Here is a 25,593-nt window from a genome sequence, read left to right on the forward strand (position 1 = left end):
TTGAAAAAATCCGGATATCCAATCTGGATTTTTTTATACTTATTAACAGCAAAAATTAGTTATCAACATATAGAATGTTTATAATCGGTGAATTATCCGAGAGGGATTTTTCGCCTTCCAATTAACATTTTTTTTACATTCGTTCTATGGAAAAAGTAAAGGTATCGCAACAATATAATTCTGGTCGAGGAAATGTAATTAATCTCGAGAAAGGAAAAATACCTCCGCAAGCAGTTGATTTAGAAGAAGTTGTGCTGGGGGCGATGATGATAGATAAAAAAGGAGTAGATGAAGTTGTAGATATTTTGCACCCAGACGCTTTCTATAAAGAAGCCCATCAGCACATTTTCGATGCCATATTTAAACTTTTTAAAGAAGGCTCTCCAATTGACTTATTAACCGTTTCAAGTCAATTAAAAAAAGACGGAAAATTGGAAGCGAGTGGCGGTGATTATTACATTATTCAATTAACCCAAAAAGTATCCTCTTCAGCACATATTGAGTTCCACGCGAGAATAATTCTTCAGAAATATATTCAGCGTAGCTTAATTAAAATCTCCAATGAAATCATTGAAGATTCTTACGATGAGTCGACCGATGTTTTTGACTTGTTGGATAAAGCAGAAGCAAAACTTTATGAAGTTACCCAAGGTAACATTAAAAAGTCTTCAGAAACCGCTCAGAGTTTAGTTACCCAAGCTTTAAAGAAAATTGAAGATATTTCCAATAAAGAAGGTTTAAGTGGAATTCCTTCTGGGTTTGAAAGGCTAGATAAATTAACTTCCGGTTGGCAGCCTAGTGATTTAATTATTGTAGCAGCAAGACCAGGTATGGGGAAAACTGCACTCACGCTATCGATGGCCAGAAATATTTCTGTTGATCAAAATATTCCGGTAGCATTCTTTTCTTTAGAGATGTCGTCCGTACAGTTAATTACACGTCTTATTTCTTCGGAAACCGGACTTTCTTCAGAAAAATTAAGAACAGGAAAATTAGAAACTCACGAATGGGAACAGCTTAACGTAAAAGTAAAAGATCTTGAGAAAGCACCTTTGTTTATCGATGATACACCATCGCTTTCTATTTTCGATTTACGGGCAAAAGCAAGACGTTTATCGTCACAGCATGGGATTAAGCTCATTGTGATCGATTATTTACAATTAATGACGGCAGCCACAGGAAATAAAGGAGGGAACCGTGAGCAGGAAATCTCCACCATTTCTCGTAACTTAAAAGCCTTGGCGAAAGAACTAGAAGTTCCCGTGATAGCACTTTCACAGCTTTCCCGTGCAGTAGAAACACGTGGAGGAAGTAAACGACCTTTACTTTCCGACCTTCGTGAATCTGGAGCAATTGAGCAGGATGCCGATATTGTATCGTTTATTTACCGACCTGAATATTATAAAATTGAAGAATGGGATGATGAAGAACGTTCACCTACCGATGGTCAAGCCGAATTTATTGTGGCAAAACACAGGAATGGTGGTTTAGAAAACATTCGTTTGAAATTCGAAGGACATTTAGGTAGGTTTGGTAATTTAGAAACTTTCGATTCACCTTTCGAATTTCATTCAAAAATGAATGAAGGAGAAGAAGAAAACCCGTTCAGCACACCACCAAATTTCCCATCGGCAGATGAAGCATTTGGTAGACCGAATAATTCTACTCCTGATGATGATAACGAAGTTCCTTTCTAATTCTTTCTGAATAAGAATCGATTGGAATAAAAATTGTTTATTTTTAGGTTGAATAGATTTCAGTTAAAATAAAACTGAATTCATTCAACCTTTTTTAATTTAAGCGAACAATGAAAAAATATTTCCTCATACTTCTTTTAGTATTATTCATCCCTTTTCAGAATTATGCCTCGTATGTATTAATTCCGATGGATGCCGAATCGCAAACCGATCATTTAAAAGCTTACGGGATCACTTATTGGGTACTCAATAAACAGCAGAAAGTAAAATGGCTCCTCAACTATCGTGGCGGTTCATTTTTGATGCCCGATACGGAAGAATTGAGGAGAGAATGTAAAATTAGAGGGGTTTCCTTTGAAGTTTTGAGTGATGGTAAAACCCAAACTATTTTAGATCAAATCGCAAGTCCGTCGCAAAATCAGGATGCAGTAATTTTAGAAAAAGCTCCAAAAATTGCCGTTTACACACCTAAAGGAAATGCTCCTTGGGATGATGCTGTAACCATGGTGCTTACTTATGCTGAAATTCCTTACGAAAAAGTTTACGATAAAGAAGTTTTAAACGATGAGCTTTTACTTTATGATTGGTTGCATTTACACCACGAAGATTTTACCGGTCAATATGGTAAATTCTATCGAGCTTATCGCGCCGCCCCTTGGTATATTGAGGAAAAAAGAGCTGCAGAAGAATTAGCTACAGAGTTGGGGTATGATAAAGTCTCGCAAGAGAAATTAGCAGTTGCTCAAAAAATAAGGGACTATGTCATTGGTGGCGGATTTATGTTTGCGATGTGCAGCGCTACCGATAGTTTTGATATTGCCCTTTCGGCAGAGGGAGTAGATATTTGTGAGCCGATGTTTGATGGTGATGCGAGTGAACCCGCGTACCAAAGTAAAATAGATTATGATAAAACTTTTGCTTTTACTGATTATACCTTAGAACGAAGCCCGATGGTTTATGAGTTTTCTTCTATTGATATGACCACCCAACGCCGAATTCCAAAAGAAACCGATTATTTTTCTTTGATGAATTATTCGGCAAAATGGGATCCCATTCCTACCATGCTTTGTCAAAATCATACAGCTTTAGTGAAAGGTTTTATGGGGCAAACCACTTCCTTTAGAAGAGACGAAATAAAACCCACCGTTCTCGTAATGGGAGAAAATAAAACCAACGGAGAAGCCCGTTACATTCACGGAATTAAAGGAAAAGGTTTTTTTACATTTTACGGCGGTCACGATCCGGAAGACTATCAGCATAAAGTGGGTGACCCCAAAACCGAACTTTCACTTCATCCCAATTCACCGGGCTACCGACTTATTTTAAACAATGTGTTATTTCCGGCAGCGAGAAAGAAAAAACAGAAAACCTGATTTTTTGTAAATGAAAAAAGTTTCCCTTAAAGACATTGCTAAAAAAGCAGAAGTTTCTACCGCAACTGTTTCTTATGTTCTTGGTAATAAAAAATGCAGGGTAAGTGAAGCCACCAAAGAGCGAATAAGAGCGATTGCTCAAGAATTAAATTACCAACCCAATCAAATCGCTCAAAGTTTAAAAAGTGGTAAAACTTATACCATAGGTTTAATTGTTGCCGATATTTCCAATCCGTTCTTTTCTAATATTGCTCGGGTCATCGAAGATGAAGCTGCCAAATTTGGATATACCGTTATTTTTGGAAGTTCAGACGAAAGTGCTGAAAAGTCATGGAAACTAATTCAGTTTTTGAAAAATAGACAAGTAGATGGTTTTATTATCGTGCCTACCGAAAATTCTGAAGCTCAAATTGAATACCTTCAAGAACAGAAAATGCCTTTTGTTTTATTAGATCGTTATTTTCCCCAATTGAATACCACCAACGTTGCCATTAATAATTTTGAAATCGCTTCAGAAATGGTGAAGGATCTAATAAAAACTTCACCTAAAAAAATAGGAATGATTGCTTATAAAAATTCACTTATCCACATGGAAGATCGTATTGGAGGTTTTCAAGAAGCATCAAAAAGCATAGAGAGTTTTATAGAAAGGGTCGGTTTTAATGCGATAGAAGCAGAAGTAGAATTAGCTTTAGAAAACTTGCTGCAAAAGAAAGTAGAGGCTTTATTTTTTGCGACTAATTCCTTGGCCGTAGCAGGATTAAGAGTATTACAGCAAAAAAATATAAAGATTCCCAATGAAATTGCCATAGCGAGTTTTGATGAGAGTGAAGCTTTTGAATTTTTTTACAGTCCGGTAAGTTATATTCAACAGCCTATTAATCAGATGGGAACACGTGCCCTACAACTTTTATTGAACAAAGTTAATACACCTGAACTTCAAGAAAAGACAGAGATTTTAACGGCTGAATGTGTGTTTAGAAAATCATCTCAACGCTAAATTGTCTTTTTTTATTTTGATTTGATTAAACGTTTAATCATATTTGTTTAATCAAAAATAATAATCATGAAAACGACTATTTTTTTCTTGTTCACACTGGTAAGTTTAAATATAACAGCTCAAAAATTATACGATTTACCGGAAAATGTAGAAACACGTTGGGCCAGTTTTGAGAACCCCAAAGCCAAAAAAGGGGCAGCAGCTCAAGAAAACAAAGGAGCTAAAGGTCATCCTTTTGATCGTATTCCGGCGGGCGAAAGTATAGAGTTAGTCAATGTGAAAGGGAGAGGTGTGATTAATCGAATTTGGTTAACCATAAGTGATCGTTCTCCAGAAATGCTAAGATCTCTAAAAATAGAAATGTTTTGGGATGGTAAAAGTCAACCAGCTGTTTCAGTTCCGTTAGGAGATTTTTTTGGAGTGGGATTAGGTAAACGGGTAGCTTTTGAAAGTGCTTTTTTTTCCGATCCGGAAGGACGTTCTTTTAATTGTATAATCCCGATGCCTTTTAAAACAGGCGCAAGAATTACGGTCACTAATGAATCTGATAAACAATTGGATGCTATTTTTTATGATGTAAATATGGTTCAGAAAAAGCACGAAGGGAAAGACCTGTTGTATTTTCATGCGTATTGGAGCCGAGACTTAGCGACAGCACCAGGAACCGCATTTACTATTTTGCCAAAGGTGGAAGGAAAAGGCCGTTTTTTAGGAACTAATATTGGCATTTTTACCAATAAAAAGTATGAAGGTACTTGGTTTGGCGAAGGCGAAGTAAAAATATATATAGATGGCGATACCGATTACCCTAGTTTAGCAGGTTCAGGTACAGAAGATTATATTGGTACGGCCTACGGACAAGGAACGTATAGCAACCAGTATCAAGGATCGTTAGTGGCCAATAAAGAACAAGGAGCATTTGCTTTTTATCGATATCATATTCCAGATCCTGTTTATTTTTATAACGATATAAAAGTGACTATACAGCAAATGGGAGGGGCGCCGACAAATAAAGTAAGGGAGTTGGTGAAAAATGGAGCTGAGCTAATTCCGGTTACCGTCGATCACGCTCCAAATTTTACAAAATTATTAGAAATGGAAAATCCGCCTAAGTTAGGTGATGAAGATTTTCCTATGGGATGGACTAACTTTTACCGTAGTGATGATGTTTCGGCGACTGCCTATTTTTATTTGAATAATCCCACTCATCATTTACCAACACTTCAGCCACAGGAAATTCGAGCTAAGAATTTAAACAAAGCTGAAATTGTAAAAAACGATCTTTAGATGAAACCTAAATTTTTCAACTTACATTTTCTATTGCTGTTCAATTTTATTTCGTTGGGAATACTTTCAGCACAAAACAAACCCAATGTTATTTATATCAATGCAGATGATTTAGGGTATGGCGATATTGGTGCTTACGGAGCTAAGCGAGTCTATACACCCAATATGGATAAGCTCGCAACACAAGGAAAAAAGTTTACTGACGCTCATTCGGTATCGGCCGTTTGCACCCCTTCTCGTTATGGATTGATCACAGGGGAGTATCCTGTAAAAGCAAATGTGGCGCATGCGATTTTTGATAGGGATTCCCTGTTAATTCCTACTTCTAAATTTACTTTGGCAGATGTATTCAAAGAGCAAGGTTATGCCACCGCTTGTGTGGGAAAATGGCATTTAGGATTTGGTGAAACTCGTCCCGTGAATTGGAACGAAGAATTAAAACCCGGTCCTTTAGAATTAGGCTTCGATTATTATTTTGGTGTTCCTGTGCTAAATAGTCATCCGCCATTTGTATATGTTGAAAATCATCATGTGGTTGGTTTCGAAAAAGACGATCCGTTTGTTTGGGGCAAGGAAGCTGCTACTGCTCCTTATCCTGAAAAATGGAACCGGTGGAACCAAAAAATTGGTGGAGCTACCAAAGCTCATCAACTATATGTGGATAGCTTGGTAGGGACGACGTTAAAAGATACAGCACAAGCATTTATCAAACGCCATAAAAATGAGCCCTTCTTTTTGTATTTGGCAACCACGAATATTCATCATCCTTTTACACCTGCCAAACGATTTTTGGGAAGGAGTGATGCCGGTCGTTATGGTGATTTTATTGAAGAGCTGGATTGGATAGTGGGAGAAATTATGAATACCTTGGAAAAAGAGAATTTGACTGAAAATACAATTCTCGTACTAACCAGCGATAATGGGGGAATGCTGAATAGAGGAGGGCAAGATGCCTACGCTATGGATCATCATATAAACGGAGAACTATTGGGGTTTAAATTTGATGCTTGGGAAGGAGGTCATCGCATACCTTTTATTGTGAGATGGCCTGGAAAAGTGGAAGCAGGAAGTGTTTCAAACCAATTACTTTCTAATGTAGATATGGTGGCAACTTTCGCAGCCTTGTTCGATAGGAAACTTAAAAAGGGTGAAGCTGTGGACAGTTATAATATGTTACCTACCTTTATAGGAAATCCCGATGAAAATATAAGACCTTCCCTTTTAATTGCTCCTGATAATATTGAAAATTTGGCAGTAAGAAAAGGCAAGTGGATGTATATTTCCGGTCAAGGTGGTGGCGGTTTTAAAGCTGAATATAGAGGGATTCATGATTTTGGAGGTCCGGCGGCAACTGTTTTTACTCACCAGAAAAATAGCGATATCGCTCATGGTAGAATTAAGGAAAATGCTCCACCTGCTCAATTATACAATTTGGAAAAAGATCTTTCAGAAACACATAATTTATATGAAGATTATCCTGAAAAGGTAGAAGAAATGCAATTAGAATTAGAAAGGCTTCAACAAGTGAGACAAACTCGGCCTTAAGGCTGTTTATAGAAATCTTCAGAGGGAATTACAATAATTTCTACGCGTCTGTTTTTTTGTCTTCCCGAGGGAGTTGAATTACTCGCTACGGGTTGAGTTTCGCCTAATGATTTTACTTGAAAGTCGTAATTTTTAGCTTTTTCCTTTAAATGTTGAAGCAGATACTTTTTGACACTTTTGGCGCGGTTTAGTCCTAATTTTTGATTGTAACTATGCGAAGCTTGAGCATCAGTATGTCCTTCTATAATCACTTCTGCTTCCGGTATTTTTTCTAAACCAATTAGAAAATTATCTAAGGTGCTTAAGGCTTTATCTCTTAGTTGATATTTATCTACATCAAAAAGGAGGTTAGCGTCAATGTTTACTTTTAAAACGCCCCCAATAGTTCCAATAGCATCAATATCTGCACCGGCGGTTGGACCATCGCAAAAGGAGCCTAAGTCTTTTAATTTAATATAGTAATAGATGTTTTTTTTCTTCCCTTTTTCCACGGCAGCGATATCTACATAGCTGGAACCTCCCGAAGATTTTTGCACATATTTCCAGTTTTTGCCGTCTTTAGAAATATATACTTCAAAGGCTTCTACAGAAGGGCCAACTTCAAAAAAATAAAGATCGGGACCTTCAATGTCTATAAAGCCATTGTTTTTAAATTCGACTATAAGTTCACCGCCACAACCTAAAGAAAGATAAGTTTTGTCGGGGTAACTTACATAATCGGGAGCGCCAAGCGCATGATCGGTATTACTATATATATTTTCTGCTTTAGGATTTCCTTGCTTAAAATAGGTTATTTTATCTACAAATGAAATATCCCCCAAAGGAAGAAAGACTTCATTATCTTCCCCAACCTTATAATATTTTTGAAAATCGATTACGGTAAAGTCAACATACTGGGAAAAACTGAATTGGATGAAGAGAAGAAAAATAAGAAGTGAAAAGTATTTCATGAATCTATAATAAGTTTTTAAATTTAAGCAAATTCAAGAAAAATAGCGATGAAGATTATTCAAAAAGAAATTCAATTGAAGGAAAAATCCAGGGGTTTTCACTTAATTACAGAGGAGGTAGAAAATAATCTTACTGAAATCAAAGAGATAAGGCAAGGGGTTTTAAAGGTCTTTATAAAACATACTTCAGCCGGTTTAACTATTAATGAAAATGCTGATCCTACGGTTCGGGAAGATTTTGAAACGCATATCAATAAAATGGTTCCTGAAAACCAAGCCTATTACAAGCATACCTTTGAGGGCTCCGATGATATGCCTGCACATATCAAATCTTCTTTGATAGGAAGTAGCGTAGAACTTCCGGTAACTAATGGGAGACTAAACCTTGGTACTTGGCAAGGAATTTATCTCGGTGAGTTTAGAAATCATGGAGGTCCACGTAAACTAGTATTAACTTTGCTGGGTGACTAGCTATTTAAAATCTGTTCTAGAATAGTTTCGACCCCTTCATCATCATTACTTTTGGTGCTATAATTAGCCACAGCTTTTACATTAGGATGCGCATTTTTCATCGCAAAGCTAAAATCTGCAAGTTGAAGCATTTCCAGATCATTATTAAAATCTCCAAATACTACGGTTTGGGTTCTGTCGATTCCTAAAATTTTCTGAAGCTTTTCTAGCGCATTTCCTTTATGGGTTTCTAAGCTAGAAAGGTCTAACCAATTTTCACCACTAATTTTCACCTGTAATTCTCCTTCAAAAGATTTAACTGAAGGATAAATATATTCTTCTGAGCTTTCGGGATGATAAACGGCTACTTTAAAGAACTCATCTTGTGGGACATTCAATAAATCTTCCACTTTTTCATATTCGGTATAAAACTCTTTAAAGAAATCAATAAATTCAGGATTGTCACTTTCAATATAAGCTTTTGATTTTGCACAGAGTACCATTTCAGTAGCCTCTATATTTCTCACTTTTTCAATAATAGTTTTTATGGTGTCGAAGGCTAGGGTATAGGTGTTGATTACTTCTTTTCCTTTTAACGTGATTCCTCCGTTTTCTGCAATTACATAAATATCATTTTGAATAGGGGAGAGTTTGCTTTTTATACTGTAGAATTGTCTCCCACTCGCAGCTACAAACATGATTCCTTTTTTTTCTAGTGATTGATAAAGTTGAAAGAATTTATCGCTTACATTTCCTTTAGAATTAAGCAATGTTCCGTCCATATCGGAAACGATGAGTTTTACTTGTGAAAAATCCATAGCAGTGGTTTTGTTTGAAAGAAAAAATCCGGTTCAAAGAACCGGATTTTTATAAGAGAGATAATTTATTGTTGTATTATTTTACTTTGTCTACAATGGCTTTAAAAGCATCCGGATGGTTCATCGCTAAATCCGCAAGAACTTTACGGTTTAACTCGATATCGTTCGCTTTTACTTTACCCATAAATTGTGAATAAGACATACCGTTTAAACGGGCTGCCGCATTAATACGGGTAATCCATAGTGTACGAAAGTTTCTTTTCTTTGCTTTACGGTCTCTATAAGCATACAACATTGCTTTTTCAACCGCGTTTTTAGCTACTGTCCAAACGTTTTTACGACGTCCGAAGTAACCTTTTGCTTGCTTCATGATTTTCTTTCTACGAGCTCTTGAAGCAACTGAATTTACTGATCTTGGCATATTTTAATTATTTTTTTGTAGCAGGCGGTTATTTACAATAACACTTTTTACAGGCCATACTCCATGGTTTATATTAATTGAACCGGTTAAACCGTAATTACTTTAAACGTAATTGAAGTTTAACATTGTTTTCGTCGGCTTTATGTACTAATGTACTGTGTGTTAAAGCTAACTTACGCTTTTTAGACTTCTTTGTTAAAATGTGGCTTTTAAAAGCGTGCTTTCTCTTGATCTTTCCAGTACCAGTTAACTTAAAACGTTTTTTAGCACTAGATTTTGTCTTCATTTTAGGCATTACTATCCTTGTTTTTAATTATCTCTCTTATTTATTTTAAAGAAAATCCTGTTTATTTTGTTTTCTTAGGAGCGATGAACATTGTCATACGTTTACCTTCTAATTTAGGCATTTGCTCTACTTTACCGTATTCTTCTAAATCTGTAGCTAGACGAAGTAACAAAATTTCTCCTTTGTCTTTAAATACGATAGAACGACCTTTAAAGAAAACGTACGCTTTTAGTTTAGCACCATCTTCTAAGAACTTTTGAGCATGGTTTTTCTTGAATTCGTAATCGTGGTCATCTGTATTGGGACCAAAACGAATTTCTTTTACCACCACCTTAGAAGCTTTTTGCTTCATGGCTTTTTCACGTTTTTTCTGCTCATAAAGAAACTTCTTGTATTCCATCACTTTTGCAACAGGAGGTTTTGCATTTGGAGAAATTTCTACCAAATCCAAACCAAGTTCTTCAGCGATGGCAAGAGCTTTTTTAATAGGGTAAACATCCATTTCAACGTTATCACCTACTAAACGAACTTCTTTCGCACGAATCTTATCATTGATTCTATGCGGATCTTCCTTTATTTGTCTTAACGGACCTCTTGATTTTTTTCTACGTATTGCTATAACTCTATAATTTTAAATTAAACTTCAGTTGTAAAAGGTTTTAGAGAAGAATTTATCTCTTTATTTATAATTTCGGCGAATTCTTCAATTTTCATTGCGCCTAAATCTTCTCCACCATGCTTTCGTACAGAAACCGTGCCGTCTTGCTCTTCTTGCTCGCCAACTATCAACATATAAGGCAGTTTGTTCATTTCTGCCTCACGAATCTTTTTACCCATAGTCTCGCTACGATCATCAGCAAGGGCGCGAATTTCGTGATTTTCTAACAAATTTAAAACTTTTTGTGAATATTTTTCATATTTCTCACTCAAAGTCAGAATGATAGCTTGTTCAGGCATTAGCCATAGCGGGAAGTTACCCCCTGTGTGTTCTAATAAAATGGCTACAAAACGTTCTATACTTCCAAATGGAGCTCGGTGAATCATTACCGGACGGTGAAGATCGTTATCGCTACCTTTATAGGTTAGATCAAAACGTTCTGGCAAGTTGTAATCTACTTGAATGGTTCCTAACTGCCAACTTCTTCCTAAGGCATCTTTTACCATAAAATCTAGCTTAGGACCATAAAAGGCAGCTTCACCTGTCTCAATGACATAGTTTAAGTCTTTTTCTTTGGCAGCATTGATAATTGCATTCTCTGCTTTTACCCAATTTTCTTCTTCACCAATATATTTTTCCTTGTTTTCAGGATCTCTTAAAGAAACCTGAGCCGTAAAATTTTCAAAGCCTAAAGAACCAAATACGTACAAGACAAGATCGATTACTTTTTTAAATTCATTGTCCAATTGGTCTGGCGTACAAAAAATATGGGCATCGTCTTGGGTAAATCCCCTTACACGGGTTAATCCATGTAATTCTCCACTTTGCTCATAACGATAAACCGTCCCAAATTCAGCAAAGCGTTTGGGTAAATCACGGTAACTCCACGATTGTGAATTGAAAATTTCACAGTGGTGTGGACAGTTCATAGGTTTTAATAAAAACTCTTCATCTTCATTAGGAGTTTTTATGGGTTGAAAGCTGTCTTCTCCGTATTTTGCATAGTGACCGGAAGTCACATACAATTCTTTTTGACCAATGTGTGGTGAAACTACTTGTTCGTAACCGGCTTTTTTTTGTGCTTTTTTCAAGAAGTTTTCTAAACGTTCCCGTAAGGCAGCTCCTTTTGGTAACCATAAAGGTAAACCTTGTCCTACTTTTTGGGAGAAGGTGAATAATTGTAATTCTTTCCCTAATTTTCTATGGTCACGTTTTTTGGCTTCTTCTAAAAGCTCTAAATATTCTTTTAATTCTTTTTGTTTTGGGAACGACACTCCATAGACCCGAGTTAATTGCGGGTTGTGTTCATCACCTCGCCAGTAAGCTCCGGCAATGTTCATTAATTTTACCGCTTTAATAATTCCGGTGTTGGGAATGTGTCCGCCACGACATAAGTCGGTAAAAGTGTCGTGATCGCAAAAAGTGATATCTCCATCCTGAAGGTTTTCAATTAATTCAACCTTAAAAGGATTATTTTCTTTTTTATAGAAATCTAAAGCATCTTGCTTCGAAACTTCACGCATCACAAACTCGTGTTTGCCGCGTGCAATTTCCAACATTTTATCTTCAATTTTCTTGAAGTCGTTTTCAGATACTTTATGTTCTCCAAAATCTACATCGTAATAAAAACCATTCTCGATTGCCGGACCAATAGTTAATTTAGCACCCGGATATAGTTCTTGAATGGCTTGTGCCATCACGTGGGAAGTACTATGCCAAAAGGCTTTTTTACCTTCATCGTCGCGCCAGGTAAAAAGTACTAAAGAACCATCGGTGGTCAGTGAGGTTTTGGTTTCAACGGTAGTCCCGTTGTATTTTGCAGAAATCACATTTCTGGCTAAACCTTCACTAATGCTTTTGGCGACCTCTAATACGGTAGTGCCGCTTTCAAATTCTTTAATACTGCCGTCAGGCAAAGTTACGTTGATCATGGTTTTATTTTAAAAACGCAAAGATACAAGGATAATTATTCTTTCCAATAGCGTTTATAGGCTTTTAGATAAATTTATCTTTGGATTTTTACTGCCGTTTCCGGGACCGTAAAAGTGGCTTCTTCTGCCGGGAAATATTTTAGTTTAGAAATTTCAGCATCGCCAATAGGTTCGCCATAAATTCCTTTTTCTTCGCTCCAATTGTAAAACTTCCAATATTTGGCTACCGGAACGCTTTTCACGGTAAAGTAACGATCATAAACAATGGCATGTGGATTTTCTTCTGCCGTTTCAATATCTTTTCCGTAGGTAACAATATAAGCGGCTGCTTTTAATAAATGGGTTCGTTTATCGGCATAGATGATGTACCAGTCATCTGGCGCATCACCTACATTATTTTCAAAAGTTAATTTTGCAGTAAGGTAATTAGTGCTATCTAATTGGCGCTCTTTTTTCTCTTGCCATTTTGTACCTTCATCGGTCAATTTAAAAGGCATGGTAAAAAAGTAAGGCCATGTAAAGATATCAAACCTTGCTGCGTCGTAATTATTTTGTTTTGGATATAGGAAGACATCGTCACCATCATAAACTAAAGTAGTACCATCTTCTTTTTCAAGCTTAATTTTTGTAGAATTGGTGAGCATGGTTATTTTTCCATTGATACGTTGTTTTCCGCCAAAATTCACTTTAAGATTGAAGGATATCGCTTGGTTATTAAAAAAATCTTCTTTGTGATGGGTGGTTTCTATCGTTTCAGCAAGATTTCTAGCGGCGTTATTTTTTTCTTCTGTAGTAGTGATGGGGTCTTCTGTTGTTTCTGAAGTGTTTTTAGGGTCGTTTTTACAACTCAGTAAAAGAAGAATGAACAAAAATGGGTAAACCTGTTTCATAATTAGCTTAAATTAGTAAAAGAAATTTCTGAGTAAAGTTACCGATAAAATGGCAGTAATCATGGGAACAAGCATATTTGATTTAGATGCCTTTAGATGGAGGTGCAAACTTAAAAGGATGCAGTAAGGGGCAACTTCATCTTGATGGGTCTGGATTTTATATTTCCCGTTGTTGGTAAAGCCATTTTCATTAGTGACACTAAGGAGTAAATTATCGTTTTTATCAACTAATTTAGTTCCACCTTTCCAACTGGAGATTCCTTTTATTCTGAATTTTGATTTTTTAGACTTGTAATTACCCAAGAAATTGTATTTGACCAAAGTGTCTATTTTCTTGTAGTTTTTAAAAATTTTAATTTTTCTTTTTTCAGGAGAAAGTTGAAATTTATCCTCATTAATAGAGATGTAAATATCAAGTGGTTGTTGATAACTAATTTTCCCTACTTCCTGCGAAGTGGCATCGTCAATCAGGGTTAACCATTTATTTTCGTAAATAGCAGTGAACGTATTCATAAGTTTTTTTAAGGTTAATGCAAATATAAAAAAACCGCCTTATTTGGTAAGACGGTTTTCTATATTTAACGATGTAATATTAAATTTATTATGCTATTACGTTTTTTTATTTAATCATCTCAAAACTACGCTTCACAAAGTTCGTTAATTCTTCTCCTTTTAAAAGGTTTTGAGAAAGACGCGCTAAATCTAAAGATTGCTTGATAATGCGTTCTTGCTCGGCTTCTTCTTTGCCAACTAAGCTAGAAATTAACTCATTGTTCGTGTTTACAACCAAATTGTACATTTCCGGCATATTGCCCATACCAAACATTCCGCCACCGCCGGTTTGTTGCATCTCTTTCATACGACGCATAAATTCGGGTTGGGTAATAATTAGCGGAGCCGCATTACTATCCATCGCCTCTAATTGAATAGTGTACTTTTCCTTAGGTACTACTTTTTCAAAATCAGCTTTTAACTTTTCTTGTTCTTCCTCAGAAAGCTTAGAAGTTTTATCTTCATCTTTCTTAATTAAATTATCTACGTGATCGCTATCTACACGAACAAAGGAGATATTTTCTTTAGAAGTTTCTAATTTCTGAATTAAATGCGGAACAATTGGCGTATCTAATAATAATACTTGATAACCTTTATCTTTCGCTGCAGAAATATAACTGTGTTGCTCGTCTTTGTTGGAAGCGTAAAGAATCACCATTTTCCCGTCTTTATCGGTTTGGTTTTCTTTAATTTTTTCTTCTAACTCTTCGTAGGTGAAGTATTCTCCATCAACTGTTGGGTAAAGGGTAAATTTTTGTGCTTTTTCAAAAAACTTGTCTTCGGTAAGCATTCCATATTCAATCACCACTTTAATATCGTCCCATTTCTTTTCGAAATCTTCCCGATTGTTATTGAACAACGATTTTAATTTATCGGCTACTTTACGCGTAATGTAGCTTGAAATTTTCTTTACCGCTCCGTCAGCCTGAAGGTAAGAACGAGAAACGTTCAATGGAATGTCCGGAGAATCGATCACCCCTTTCAACATGGTCAAAAATTCAGGAACAATCCCTTCCACATTATCGGTTACAAAAACCTGGTTTTGATACAACTGAATTTTATCACGCTGCATCGTCATATCGTTACTTAACTTAGGGAAATATAAAATTCCGGTTAAGTTGAACGGATAATCTACATTTAAGTGAATGTGGAATAAAGGCTCCTCAAACTGCATCGGGTATAACTCACGATAGAAGCTTTTATAATCTTCCTCTTCTAAATCGGTAGGTTGTTTAGTCCAAGCCGGTTCCGGGTTATTAATGATGTTATCAACCGTAATTTTTTTAGGTTCTTCATCTTCCGGTGCATCTTCAGCTTTTGGAAGCGTTTTTTCCTTTGTACCAAATTTAATCGGTACCGGCATAAACTTGTTATACTTGGTAAGTAACTCAGAAATTCTGTTTTCCTCTAAAAATTCCGTTTCATCATCATTGAGATGAAGAATAATTTCGGTACCTCTTTCTGTTTTATCAGCGTCCCCTAACGTGAAATCGGTGGTTCCTTCACAAATCCAGTGAGCTGCCGGTTCATCTTTGTATGATTTGGTAATGATTTCAACCTTATTGGCTACCATAAAGGCAGAATAGAAACCAAGTCCAAAATGACCGATGATTCCGCTATCTTTCGCAGAATCTTTATATTTTTCTAAGAACTCTTCCGCTCCGGAAAAAGCAACTTCATTAATATATTTTTCAACCTCTTCTTTGGTCATCCCAATTCCTTGGTCAATAATATGAAGGGTTTTATTTTCTTTGTTAGCCTTTACCTCAATAACCGGATTGCCATACTCCACCGTAGCTTCACCAATACTGGTTAAGTGTTTTAGTTTTAAAGTTGCATCGGTAGCGTTAGAAATTAACTCTCGTAAGAAAATTTCGTGGTCGCTGTAAAGGAATTTTTTAATCAGCGGAAAAATATTTTCTACCGAAACATTAATCTTTCCTGTTGCCATATCTATTGTGAATTTTTTAAATGTTATTGGCTTACAACTGGTCAAAAAAAATACCATTAAAAGGAAAGTGACAAACTGACAGCGAATAAGATGAGTTTGTCATTTGATTAGAACTATTTGCTTAAATATTCAATTCAATTTGAATTGATTCTTAAATGAATTCAGGATGACGCTTTATAAAAAATTCATATCTGTACGCATAATTATATATTTTGAAATTCAACAAGTTAAATAGAGAAGTAGGTATAAAAGTTGTAGATATTAATATGAAATTATTTAACAAACATTTTGTTTAAGTTTAAAGCAAATAAATTAAACAAAATGGTAAATTTGAAGAAAGAATTGAATTATGGCGACAACGAAGAAAACAACTACCCCAAAAAAATCTACTGTAAAATTGACGAAAGAGCGGGTAATCACGATTTATATGGAATACGTTCTAGAGCACGAAACTACTCCTAAAACAGTCTATAAATTCTGCAAAGAAAATAAAATGACCGAAGAGCAATTTTATCAATTCTTCGGTAGTTTTGAAGGCGTGCAGCAAGAAATCTGGAACACTTTTTACCAAAAGAGCATCGATTTAATGCATAAATCTCCGGAAGTAGAGCAGTTTGGCAGTCGAGAAAAACTACTTACCTTTTATTTCACTTTTTTCGAAATGCTTACCGCCAACAGAAGCTATGTGTTGTTTATGCTGAAGGAACATCGCGAACCTTTAAAAAATTTAAGTCAGTTAAAAGGCTTGCGAAAGAAAATAATAAGTTTTGTCAAAGGCTTAATTGAAGAAGATAACAAAGACAAAAATGTAAAGCTATTACAGCGAAACGAACGCATATTTTCAGAAGCTGCTTGGTTACAAACCTTATTCCTGCTGAAGTTTTGGATGGACGATCACTCTCCGCAATTTGAAAAAACCGATGTAGCGATTGAAAAATCAGTCAATACCGTTTTTGATGTATTTGATAATACGCCTTTAGAGCGTGTACTCGATTTTGGGAAGTTTTTATTTAAAGAAAGGATGGCCTAATGAAATCGATAGACAAAATACCTACGGGAAAAATAGGGCGGACTTCCGAGCTCGTGAAAACTGGCGTAAAAATAGGAGGGAACTACCTGAAATATTACGGGAAGAAAGCCTTCAACAAAGACCTTACCCGAGATGAACTCGATAAAGATAACGCCGAAGATATTTACGACGGACTCAAAAACTTAAAAGGAAGTGCGTTGAAAGTAGCGCAAATGCTTTCGATGGAAAAGAGTTTATTGCCCAGCGCTTACGTGGAGAAGTTTAGTTTGGCGCAATTTAGCGTCCCACCACTTTCAGCCCCTTTGGTGCGCAAAACCTTTAAGAATTACCAAGGGGCTTATCCCGAAGATTTATACGATTCATTTACTCCAAATTCTGTTAATGCGGCAAGTATTGGGCAGGTGCATCAAGCCACTAAAGATGGAAAAAAGCTGGCGGTGAAAATTCAATATCCCGGCGTAGCCGATAGTATTAGTTCAGATTTGGCGATGGTAAAACCTGTGGCCACAAAAATGTTTAACCTACAGGGAAAAGATTCTGAAAAATACTTTAAGGAAGTAGAAGGGAAGTTGCTGGAAGAAACCGACTATAAACTGGAAGTCGAGCAAAGTAAATTTATTTCTGAAGCATGTGCTAAGATTGAAAATTTACGTTTCCCGAAGTATTACGAAGAACTTTCCAGTGAGCGCATCATCACGATGGATTGGATGCAGGGCGAACATTTAAGCGATTTTGTCAAGAAAGATTTTAGCAAAGAAGAAGGCGACCAATTAGGACAAGCGCTTTGGGATTTTTATATGTTCCAGATGCACGAGTTAAAAGCTGTTCATGCCGATCCGCATCCCGGAAATTTCTTAATCGACGAAGACCAAAATTTAATAGCCATCGATTTTGGTTGTATTAAAAAAGTACCAGAAGAATTCTACAAACCTTATTTTGAATTAGCGGTTCCTGAAAACATCAACAATCGAAAATTCTTTTTAGCGAAGCTCTCGGAATTAGAGATTTTAAGACCCGATGATACCGAAAAAGAAATCGATTATTTCTCGAACCTATTCTACGAGATGTTGAGCCTGTTTACCAGTCCGTTTCATCAAGAAACCTTTGATTTTTCAGACGAAAGCTTTTGGAACAAGATTACAGAATTAAGCGAAAAATACAGTAAAGATACCGAACTCCGAAAAATGAACGGTAACCGTGGAAGTAAGCATTTTCTCTACATTAATAGAACCTTTTTTGGCTTGTATAATCTATTACACGATTTAAAAGCCGAAGTAAAGATCAATCATTTTAAGAAGTATCTCGATTAGTTTTTAAATCAAGATAAATTTTTAAGAAAGCCCAATTATTCACGATTGGGCTTTCTTTTTTTAAGTAATAATTTAAGTTGTACAGTTACTGAAAATTGGTTTGTCCGGTAAAATCTTAGCTAAAACTGTTATATTTAGTTAAGTGTAATTACTTAGGGATAAGTTGAACAAACACACGTGAATAAAATAAAGAATAAATAATTTTAAATTAACTGAAGAACAAAAAAATAAATTGGCTTTACATCTTGCAGCAACGGGCTTAATGACGGTCAGATTTTTGACGTTTTTCAAAGAATAAAATCTGAATCCGATTATAAAAAATATTTGGAATATGATTAAGTGAAATATGAATAAGCTATTAATCTCTGTAATAAGAAAAAGAAATTAAGGAAAATCATCGACTTGGAATTCCTTATTCGGTCGAACTTTGAAAACGGGAACTAAACTGAAAAAACTATAACTAAACAAAACCGAATATTTCAACGGATTTTTGGTTAGTGGTAGTTCCGAAGAAAGAGAAACCTACGTTGGAGAATTAATAACGATTAATAATCCCACTATTGTTATTTGCTCGATGCAGTACAGAAATGATGTTACGCAAACAATGGATTATTTTAATAATAAAAATTAATTTTAATAACCGAGTACAAGAAATTCGTGAGTATGTCTATGTATGGACAAAATATAGAAATTTAATCCGAACAGACTGAGAAAAACCTGTGGCTAATATATAATAACCGCAATTACGGTCGATTTAACTACGTTAGAATTAACTTCTAATTCCTAAGGTCAATTGTAAATTGAAAAACATTATCTTTATTATCATAAACTTAGATTTTTACTATACTGATTATTAGGTAGGAAAAAAATACAACCTGAATTTAATTACTCAATTCAAAAATAAAATATGCGAATTGTCATACCACAAGAAGATGAAAATCAAAAAAAAGAACTATCTAAAAAGTTCAAAGATTATGAAATTGATTATGCTGAAGCAGATATTGGTGGAGGTGCAGATTGGTGGATTACAATAATAATTCTTGGAGGAGCTTTATTTTTTCAAGGAAAAAATATAAATGAGAATTTAGATGCGTGGAAAGATATTGGCAATAAAATTAAATCAATTTTTAAGAAAAAAGAAAGCTCTAATTTTTTAGATAAAGAAGCAGCTATAGCACTTTCCATTGCAAAAATATCGGAAAAAACAAAAATAAAAAAAATTGAGCTTACCGATTCAAAATCAATAATAGGAAAAGAAACTAATACTAAAGGTTTTAAGCTAAATTTTGCACCATTAGATTATTATATTTTGACATTTAAAGTTAATAGAATTGAGAATTTTATATTTTGTGTTAAATCTAATGGGGAAATACGTTTTCAAGATTATTTTGAGCGTTCCGAATGGAATTACGAATTTAACTGGGATTCTTATGAAGAAAGAGAAAACTACAATTCTTGATTATCATAATATGAGATTTGAAAAAAAACTTATATTTTTTATAAAAACCAATGAATGAAAAGACCAATGTTTTTAATAATTTCAATTGTTCTAAATTTCATTATTTATTATCATTTAACTGAAAATATTGGAATTAATGCTACTTTCGAAGAGATTTCAATGACACTAATAGCATCTATTATAGTTATTTCTTTACTTTCATTAGTTCCAGCCATTGTTATTTATTACTTGAAAATGTATATGAAAAAAGTATTTGTTCCTTTTAAAAAAATATACTTGAATTTGTATCTAAATATATCATTGGCATTTTATGGAATTATGATATTAATTGGTATAATGACATATTTTAAAGTAACAAACTAAAATAGGTTACAAACTTAGTGAGCAATTGTAGTTGTATTTTGCAAATACAACCATAAAACTCCCAAATATTTAAACAACTAACCAAAAAATAAATTATTAAATCATAGTTATTTTGTTGTCGTGTATATTATATTTGCAACAACATAATAAAATAAAAACCATGAGACAATTAACATTTGCATCCCTACAAGTAAACAACCTAGAAGCATCCAAAGAGTTTTATACCCAAAAATTAGGCTTTGAAATTGAAAATTCAAATCCGCAAGCCTATGTATTTAAGTATCGTAAAGGAGAAGCTAGTTTTGCCATTCGCACCCCACTTGAACCCATCGAAAACAAAGCATTGGGAATAGGTGTTGCGCTTTGGTTTGCCGTCAACGAAAACGTGGAAGAATTAAAAGAAAGATTTATCAGTAACGAGGTGACCACCACCGGACCCATTATAGAAACTCCTTTTGGCAGGGCATTTCATGTAACAGACTTGGATGGTTACAAACTTACTTTTTTAGAAACAAAATAGTTTCTACATTTATGGGACAAAAAGAGAAATATTGGATCATTGTGGCCTCCAAAGACCATGTAAAAAAAGGAATTACCGACGGTTTTGCACAAGCCTGTCACGGTAAAATAGCTCCATTAAAACGAATGAAAAAAGGCGATTTTGTGATTTACTATTCCAGTAAACAGACCATGGGAAAACCTGATAAATGCCAGGAATTTACAGCCATCGGAAAAGTAAAAAATGAGGCTATTTATCCCTTTCAAATGTCGGCAGATTTTTGTCTATTTAGAAGAGATGTCGAATTTTTTGATCATCAGGACGTTTCTATTATCCCTTTGATCAATGAGTTAGAATTTATTCCCAATAAACAACGATGGGGCTATCCATTTCGGTTTGGTTTCTTTGAAATTAACCCACACGATTTTGAGCTAATTTTATCACAAATGCTTCCCACTTATCATGAGTAAAGAAATTAAATTTCAATTTAAAAGTCCAAACGATAGTCCCGGTTATTTACTGGGCCAGGTAACTTTGTTGTGGCAACGCAAACAAAAAAGAGTCTTAGATCCTTTACACCTAACCCACACCCAATTTGTACTTTTAGCAGCTTTAGGTTGGCTCTCCAAAAAAAACGATACAGTAACGCAAGTAGATATCGCTAATCAAAGCAATTCTGATAGGATGATGGTTTCTAAAGTCTTGCGAACGCTAGAGAAAAAAGAATTTATAGCAAGGCATGAACATCCTGTAGATACCAGAGCTAAAGTCATTAAATTAACTCCCGAGGGAGCGATGGTGTTACAAAAAGCCTTAAAAATTATAGAAGATACCGATAAAGAATTCTTTTCCTGCTTAGGTGATCATTTGTCGCTATTTAATGAAAATATGGTTTATTTAATCAAGGAAAATAAAGAGGGATAGCTGAAAATTTGGAAAGAATATGGAGCTATTGCTTATTTCGAATTTGTAGGGGATGAGTTGTTTTTAGAAGGCACAAAATCTTTTACAGAAGCTGTAGAAGCAAAAGAAGACGAAGAAATTGTATTCGGTCGGGTGGTTTTTCCTTCAAAAGGAGTATGGGATTCCGTCAACAAAAAAGTACCTCAAGACCCAAGAATGGCAGCATTAGTCGAACCCTAAACCAACGCAGAAAAATTGATTTTTGATGTCAGTAGAATGGTTTATGGAGGATTTAAACCGCTGGTTGAAAAATAGGGGAGGAATAGACTGGAAAATTTAGTGTAGTGAAAATTCCAACTTTATATTTCCCAAAATGAATGTATCTTTGATAGCATCATTTGATACTATCATAAAATGAAGCCACCTTACCAAATCACTGCAGAACTATTAAAGTTAATAACTTCTATTTCAGAAAAAATAGGAGAAGTTAACGCGAATTACTTAAACAAAGCTTCTCCTAAATTGAGAAAGCAAAACAGAATTAAAACTATTCATTCCTCTTTAAAAATCGAAGGAAATACGCTTACGGAAGAACAAATAACCGCACTATTAGAAAAGAAAAGGGTTATTGGCCCTAAAAAAGATGTTGTTGAAGTTCTAAATGCGATCGAGATTTATGAAAATTTGCATCGATATGATCCGCATAAGGAAAGCAGTTTTCTGAAAGCACATCAACATTTAATGAAGAACTTGATTGATGATGCCGGAAAATATAGAAAACAAGGAGTTGGAATTGCAAAAGGTTCAAAAATTGAACACCTAGCCCCTTCATTTACCAATGTTCCCTATTTGATGAAAGATTTATTTGAGTATTTAAAAAAATCAGAAGAAATTGAGTTAATTAAGAGTTGTGTTTTTCATTATGAAATGGAATTTATTCATCCGTTTTTAGACGGTAATGGAAGAATGGGAAGATTATGGCAAACTCTAATTTTAATGGAAAGATATCCTGTTTTTGAGTTTTTACCTTTTGAAACATTAATTAGTCAAGATCAGGAAAAATACTATCAAGCTTTAGCACAAAGTGATAGAGCAGGAAATTCTACCAAGTTTATTGAATATATGCTTACAGTTATCGATACTTCTATCAATAAGCTTTTGGCTTACAATAATAGAACGCTAACGGAAAATGACCGTCTTGAGTATTTTATTAACTTCATCAACAAAAAGGAATTTTCAAGAAAAGATTATATGAATGTTTTTAAAGATATTTCTTCAGCCACTGCCAGTAGGGATCTAAAAAAAGGATTGGTATTAAATCTATTTGAAAAAATAGGAGAAAAAAACAAAACAAGGTATCAAATAATAGCTGAGCGAGATACAACTGAACGAGGATAGAAGTCGGGAATTTTTACTAACTTAGTTTTTAGCTAAAGTGAAAGCTTTTAGAAAAATTAAATGATCTCCGTTTCATGAAAATTTCTTTGCAATTATTTCTTCTATCCATAATAATTTTGATTTTCAGTTGTAAAGAAAACATAAAAAACTCAGTAACACCCAAGACTGAAAGGCAAGTTGAAATACAAACCTCAACAGAACTTCCTAAAGATTCAGTAGTCAGCAAAAAAAGCATAGAAACGCCAAAATATTATGAGCATAAGTATGTTGTGGCAAGGTCTGGATTAAATTATAGGGATTCGCCAAAAGGAAATGTTTTGGGTAAATTCCCATTAAATACTTCGTTGAAAATTCTTGAAAAAACTACAATTACCGATCAAATAAAAGATAAAGAAAAAACATTTAAAGGCGAATGGGTAGGAGTCGAAAAAAACTCAGATACGGTTTATGTATTCGACGGGTTTTTATCAAACTCATATATTGAATCTGATATTAAGTTATATAATGTCATACCTTACTATAAAGATAATGATAGTAAAGAAAGAACAGCTTTTTTGAATTTGTCTGAAACTTATTTTGAAAATGCTTACAATGAGGGTAGTGATAGAAATAAAAATTTAATACTTACAAAAAGTGACCTGTCTAAAGATACTATTAGATTAAATCAAAATCAGAGAAGAGAACTTTTAAGTCAACTTAAATTATCAGAATCAGATAGGATATTTGTATATATGATGGCAAACGATAGCATCATCAATTTCTCTATTAAAGATTTGCCTGCTATCGCTTGTATGAATATATATGGGGCTTATAGCGATTATCAAAATCAAGAAGGAGATTATGAATTTGGATTTGATTTAGGAAGAAGTATTACAAATTGGGAGGAAAATTTAGTGTTTATGGGAAAGGAAAACCCTTTTCATACTGGAAAATTAAAACCCATGATTTGGAGTAAAATAGATAGTCAAGATTTTCCGAAAAAATTTGACGATTCTATTATAGATGATAGAAGGAAATGGTGGTTTAAAGGAATCAAAGCGGGGCAGTCTTATAAGTTTTCTTTAAATAATTTAGATTACTATGTCCAAGATTTAAAAAAAGGTGAAAGTGTAGAACATCGATATTTAATTGTTATCGATTCAAATACTAAAAAAGTTCTTCATGAAAAAGTTTTTATAGATGCGGAAAGCACTTATTTAATTCCATTACAAATAGAGAATAGTGAAGAAAAATATTATGGTCAATGGGCAGGCCAGCTTTTTAAAAACAAAGCAACAGTCATTTTTGGCTTTTTGGGTTACACTTTTGGATGTCCTTCCATTACAGTTTTAGATGAAACAGAACCCAACATACCAATACTTTGCGACAATAGGCATTGAAAGTTATTTAGGTTTGTCAGGTCGAGTGATTTTGTTAAGTGAAACCAAGCAAAACTGTATCGAGAACCAAATTTTAAATTCCATACTTCTATTTCCTATGCGTGCATATAATAACTAAACGCAATTTTTCCTTTCAATTTTAATAATATGTATATTGCTCGTGTTGAATTTTAAGATTCTTCTATTTTTACTTCAAAAAATTAAAAAGAAATACGAATGTTATATCAATCAAAAATTTCCGGACTGGGCTATTACGTTCCCGAAAATGTAGTGACCAATGAAGATCTTTCCAAAATGATGGAAACCAATGACGAATGGATTACCGAGCGTACCGGAATTAAAGAACGACGACATATTAAAAAAGGCGATGGAAATTCTACCGCCATCATGGGAGCAAAAGCTGCTAAAATTGCGTTGGAAAGAGCCAACATCCATAAAGATGATATCGATTTAATTGTGTTTGCCACGTTAAGTCCCGATTATTATTTTCCGGGTTGTGGGGTGCAAGTGCAAGAACTATTAGACATTCACACCTGTCCGGCGCTAGATGTAAGAAATCAATGTAGCGGCTTTATCTACGGACTTTCCGTTGCTGATCAGTTTATCAAAACCGGAATGTATAAAAACGTACTCTTGATTGGAAGTGAAAACCATTCGGGTGGATTGGATATGACGACAAGAGGTCGTGGCGTTTCCGTGATTTTTGGGGATGGAGCAGGAGCAGCAGTATTAACAAGAAGTGACCATAACGGACAAGGGATTTTATCTACGCACTTACATTCAGAAGGAAAACATGCCTTAGAACTATCTCTAAAAGGCCCAAGTACCATGCATTGGGTCCCGGAAATTATAGCAGAGAATCCACAAGAAGATATTCCGTACTATCCTTATATGAACGGTCAGTTTGTATTTAAAAATGCCGTGCAGCGTTTTTCTGAAGTGATTATGGAAGGATTACAAGATAACGGATTAGAAGTTTCTGATATTGATATGTTGATTCCGCATCAAGCCAATTTGAGAATATCTCAATTTATTCAGCATAAGTTTAAACTTAACGATGATCAGGTATTTAATAATATCCAGAAATACGGAAATACAACTGCAGCTTCCATCCCCATTGCATTGACGGAAGCTTGGGAGCAAGGTAAAATAAAAGAAGGGGATCACGTAATTTTAGCCGCTTTTGGAAGTGGATTTACATGGGCAAGTGCGGTAATTAATTGGTAAAAAATAACCCTTCAAGCTAGTGCCCAAAGGGTTTATCTAAATAAATCTGTTAGTTGATAGATTTTTTAAAGGCTAATTCAAATAAATTATAACTAACACCCATTATTATAATAGACGAATAAATTATTAAAAAGTTGCATTTAACAATAGTATTTAACAATTTGTTAATATTCGTTGTGTATTTTATAAACCCGTCAAAAAAAATGACGGGTTTTT

25 protein-coding genes are annotated in these 25,593 nt (G+C 34.6%); 16 read left to right on the top strand and 9 right to left on the bottom strand.

Going from position 1 to position 25,593, the window contains the following annotated elements; genetic code table 11:
* The first annotated feature begins 146 nt into the window (after positions 1–146).
* The 5 genes from dnaB (at position 147) to FVB9532_RS16085 (ending at position 6,902) form a co-directional block, all read left to right on the top strand.
* The gene (gene dnaB, locus FVB9532_RS16065) at positions 147–1,697 is read left to right on the top strand and encodes a replicative DNA helicase (protein ID WP_150546205.1); all 1,551 of its coding nucleotides are present in this window, start codon (positions 147–149) and stop codon (positions 1,695–1,697) included.
* A 110-nt stretch (positions 1,698–1,807) separates the two neighbouring features.
* The gene (locus FVB9532_RS16070) at positions 1,808–3,070 is read left to right on the top strand and encodes an asparagine synthetase B (RefSeq protein WP_150546206.1); all 1,263 of its coding nucleotides are present in this window, start codon (positions 1,808–1,810) and stop codon (positions 3,068–3,070) included.
* A gap of 10 nt (positions 3,071–3,080) precedes the next feature.
* On the top strand, positions 3,081–4,070 hold the full coding sequence (locus FVB9532_RS16075; protein ID WP_150546207.1) for a LacI family DNA-binding transcriptional regulator: 990 nt from the start codon (positions 3,081–3,083) through the stop codon (positions 4,068–4,070).
* Positions 4,071–4,136: 66 nt separating this feature from the next.
* Positions 4,137–5,357, top strand: a complete 1,221-nt coding sequence (locus tag FVB9532_RS16080; protein WP_150546208.1) for a glycoside hydrolase family 172 protein — start codon at positions 4,137–4,139, stop codon at positions 5,355–5,357.
* A complete protein-coding gene (locus FVB9532_RS16085; protein WP_150546209.1) occupies positions 5,358–6,902 on the top strand; it encodes a sulfatase family protein in 1,545 nt (514 codons plus the stop codon). It abuts the gene before it with no gap.
* On the opposite strand, the gene FVB9532_RS16090 is transcribed toward FVB9532_RS16085, so the two are convergent.
* On the bottom strand, positions 6,899–7,852 hold the full coding sequence (locus tag FVB9532_RS16090) for an OmpA family protein (protein WP_150546210.1): 954 nt from the start codon (positions 7,850–7,852) through the stop codon (positions 6,899–6,901). The genes FVB9532_RS16085 and FVB9532_RS16090 overlap by 4 nt on opposite strands.
* Positions 7,853–7,900: 48 nt before the next feature.
* Between FVB9532_RS16090 and FVB9532_RS16095 the strand changes: the two genes are divergently transcribed.
* On the top strand, positions 7,901–8,323 hold the full coding sequence (locus FVB9532_RS16095) for a secondary thiamine-phosphate synthase enzyme YjbQ (RefSeq protein WP_150546211.1): 423 nt from the start codon (positions 7,901–7,903) through the stop codon (positions 8,321–8,323).
* Here FVB9532_RS16095 and FVB9532_RS16100 read toward each other — a convergent pair.
* The 8 genes from FVB9532_RS16100 to htpG form a co-directional block, all read right to left on the bottom strand.
* On the bottom strand, positions 8,320–9,120 hold the full coding sequence (locus FVB9532_RS16100) for an HAD family hydrolase (RefSeq protein WP_150546212.1): 801 nt from the start codon (positions 9,118–9,120) through the stop codon (positions 8,320–8,322). The genes FVB9532_RS16095 and FVB9532_RS16100 overlap by 4 nt on opposite strands.
* Before the next feature lie 76 nt (positions 9,121–9,196).
* Positions 9,197–9,541, bottom strand: coding sequence for a 50S ribosomal protein L20 (rplT, locus tag FVB9532_RS16105; RefSeq protein ID WP_150546213.1), 345 nt, complete (start codon positions 9,539–9,541; stop codon positions 9,197–9,199).
* A gap of 97 nt (positions 9,542–9,638) precedes the next feature.
* Entirely contained in the window at positions 9,639–9,836 is a 198-nt protein-coding gene (gene rpmI, locus FVB9532_RS16110) for a 50S ribosomal protein L35 (protein ID WP_150546214.1), read from the bottom strand.
* Between the two features lie 52 nt (positions 9,837–9,888).
* Positions 9,889–10,404: a translation initiation factor IF-3 gene (gene infC / locus FVB9532_RS16115; protein ID WP_262714410.1), complete on the bottom strand. Its 516-nt coding sequence runs from the start codon at positions 10,402–10,404 to the stop codon at positions 9,889–9,891.
* Between the two features lie 59 nt (positions 10,405–10,463).
* On the bottom strand, positions 10,464–12,416 hold the full coding sequence (thrS, locus tag FVB9532_RS16120) for a threonine--tRNA ligase (RefSeq protein WP_150546216.1): 1,953 nt from the start codon (positions 12,414–12,416) through the stop codon (positions 10,464–10,466).
* Positions 12,417–12,490: 74 nt separating this feature from the next.
* Positions 12,491–13,306, bottom strand: a complete 816-nt coding sequence (locus tag FVB9532_RS16125) for a DUF6503 family protein (RefSeq protein WP_150546217.1) — start codon at positions 13,304–13,306, stop codon at positions 12,491–12,493.
* Positions 13,307–13,318: 12 nt separating this feature from the next.
* Complete coding sequence (locus tag FVB9532_RS16130) at positions 13,319–13,819, bottom strand: hypothetical protein (protein WP_150546218.1); 501 nt, start codon at positions 13,817–13,819, stop codon at positions 13,319–13,321.
* Between the two features lie 106 nt (positions 13,820–13,925).
* Positions 13,926–15,809, bottom strand: a complete 1,884-nt coding sequence (gene htpG / locus FVB9532_RS16135; RefSeq protein WP_150546219.1) for a molecular chaperone HtpG — start codon at positions 15,807–15,809, stop codon at positions 13,926–13,928.
* 349 nt (positions 15,810–16,158) lie between these two features.
* Between htpG and FVB9532_RS16140 the strand changes: the two genes are divergently transcribed.
* The 10 genes from FVB9532_RS16140 (at position 16,159) to FVB9532_RS16185 (ending at position 25,377) form a co-directional block, all read left to right on the top strand.
* On the top strand, positions 16,159–16,839 hold the full coding sequence (locus FVB9532_RS16140; RefSeq protein ID WP_150546220.1) for a TetR/AcrR family transcriptional regulator: 681 nt from the start codon (positions 16,159–16,161) through the stop codon (positions 16,837–16,839).
* Complete coding sequence (locus tag FVB9532_RS16145) at positions 16,839–18,149, top strand: ABC1 kinase family protein (RefSeq protein WP_150546221.1); 1,311 nt, start codon at positions 16,839–16,841, stop codon at positions 18,147–18,149. Before FVB9532_RS16140 ends, FVB9532_RS16145 begins: the two co-directional genes overlap by 1 nt.
* Before the next feature lie 907 nt (positions 18,150–19,056).
* On the top strand, positions 19,057–19,608 hold the full coding sequence (locus FVB9532_RS16150) for a hypothetical protein (protein ID WP_150546222.1): 552 nt from the start codon (positions 19,057–19,059) through the stop codon (positions 19,606–19,608).
* Between the two features lie 523 nt (positions 19,609–20,131).
* Positions 20,132–20,491: a VOC family protein gene (locus FVB9532_RS16155; RefSeq protein ID WP_150546223.1), complete on the top strand. Its 360-nt coding sequence runs from the start codon at positions 20,132–20,134 to the stop codon at positions 20,489–20,491.
* A gap of 11 nt (positions 20,492–20,502) precedes the next feature.
* On the top strand, positions 20,503–20,940 hold the full coding sequence (locus FVB9532_RS16160) for an EVE domain-containing protein (RefSeq protein ID WP_150546224.1): 438 nt from the start codon (positions 20,503–20,505) through the stop codon (positions 20,938–20,940).
* Entirely contained in the window at positions 20,933–21,394 is a 462-nt protein-coding gene (locus tag FVB9532_RS16165; protein ID WP_150546225.1) for a MarR family winged helix-turn-helix transcriptional regulator, read from the top strand. The genes FVB9532_RS16160 and FVB9532_RS16165 overlap by 8 nt, the downstream gene beginning before the upstream one ends.
* A 6-nt stretch (positions 21,395–21,400) precedes the next feature.
* Positions 21,401–21,613, top strand: coding sequence for a DUF1428 family protein (locus FVB9532_RS16170; RefSeq protein ID WP_228482377.1), 213 nt, complete (start codon positions 21,401–21,403; stop codon positions 21,611–21,613).
* A 174-nt stretch (positions 21,614–21,787) separates the two neighbouring features.
* Positions 21,788–22,771, top strand: a complete 984-nt coding sequence (locus FVB9532_RS16175; protein ID WP_150546227.1) for a Fic family protein — start codon at positions 21,788–21,790, stop codon at positions 22,769–22,771.
* A gap of 74 nt (positions 22,772–22,845) precedes the next feature.
* Positions 22,846–24,150: an SH3 domain-containing protein gene (locus tag FVB9532_RS16180; RefSeq protein ID WP_150546228.1), complete on the top strand. Its 1,305-nt coding sequence runs from the start codon at positions 22,846–22,848 to the stop codon at positions 24,148–24,150.
* Between the two features lie 216 nt (positions 24,151–24,366).
* Positions 24,367–25,377, top strand: a complete 1,011-nt coding sequence (locus tag FVB9532_RS16185; RefSeq protein ID WP_150546229.1) for a 3-oxoacyl-ACP synthase III family protein — start codon at positions 24,367–24,369, stop codon at positions 25,375–25,377.
* The last annotated feature ends 216 nt before the right edge of the window (positions 25,378–25,593 follow it).

It is taken from the genome of Mesonia oceanica (assembly GCF_902499555.1).
GTDB lineage: Bacteria > Bacteroidota > Bacteroidia > Flavobacteriales > Flavobacteriaceae > Mesonia > Mesonia oceanica.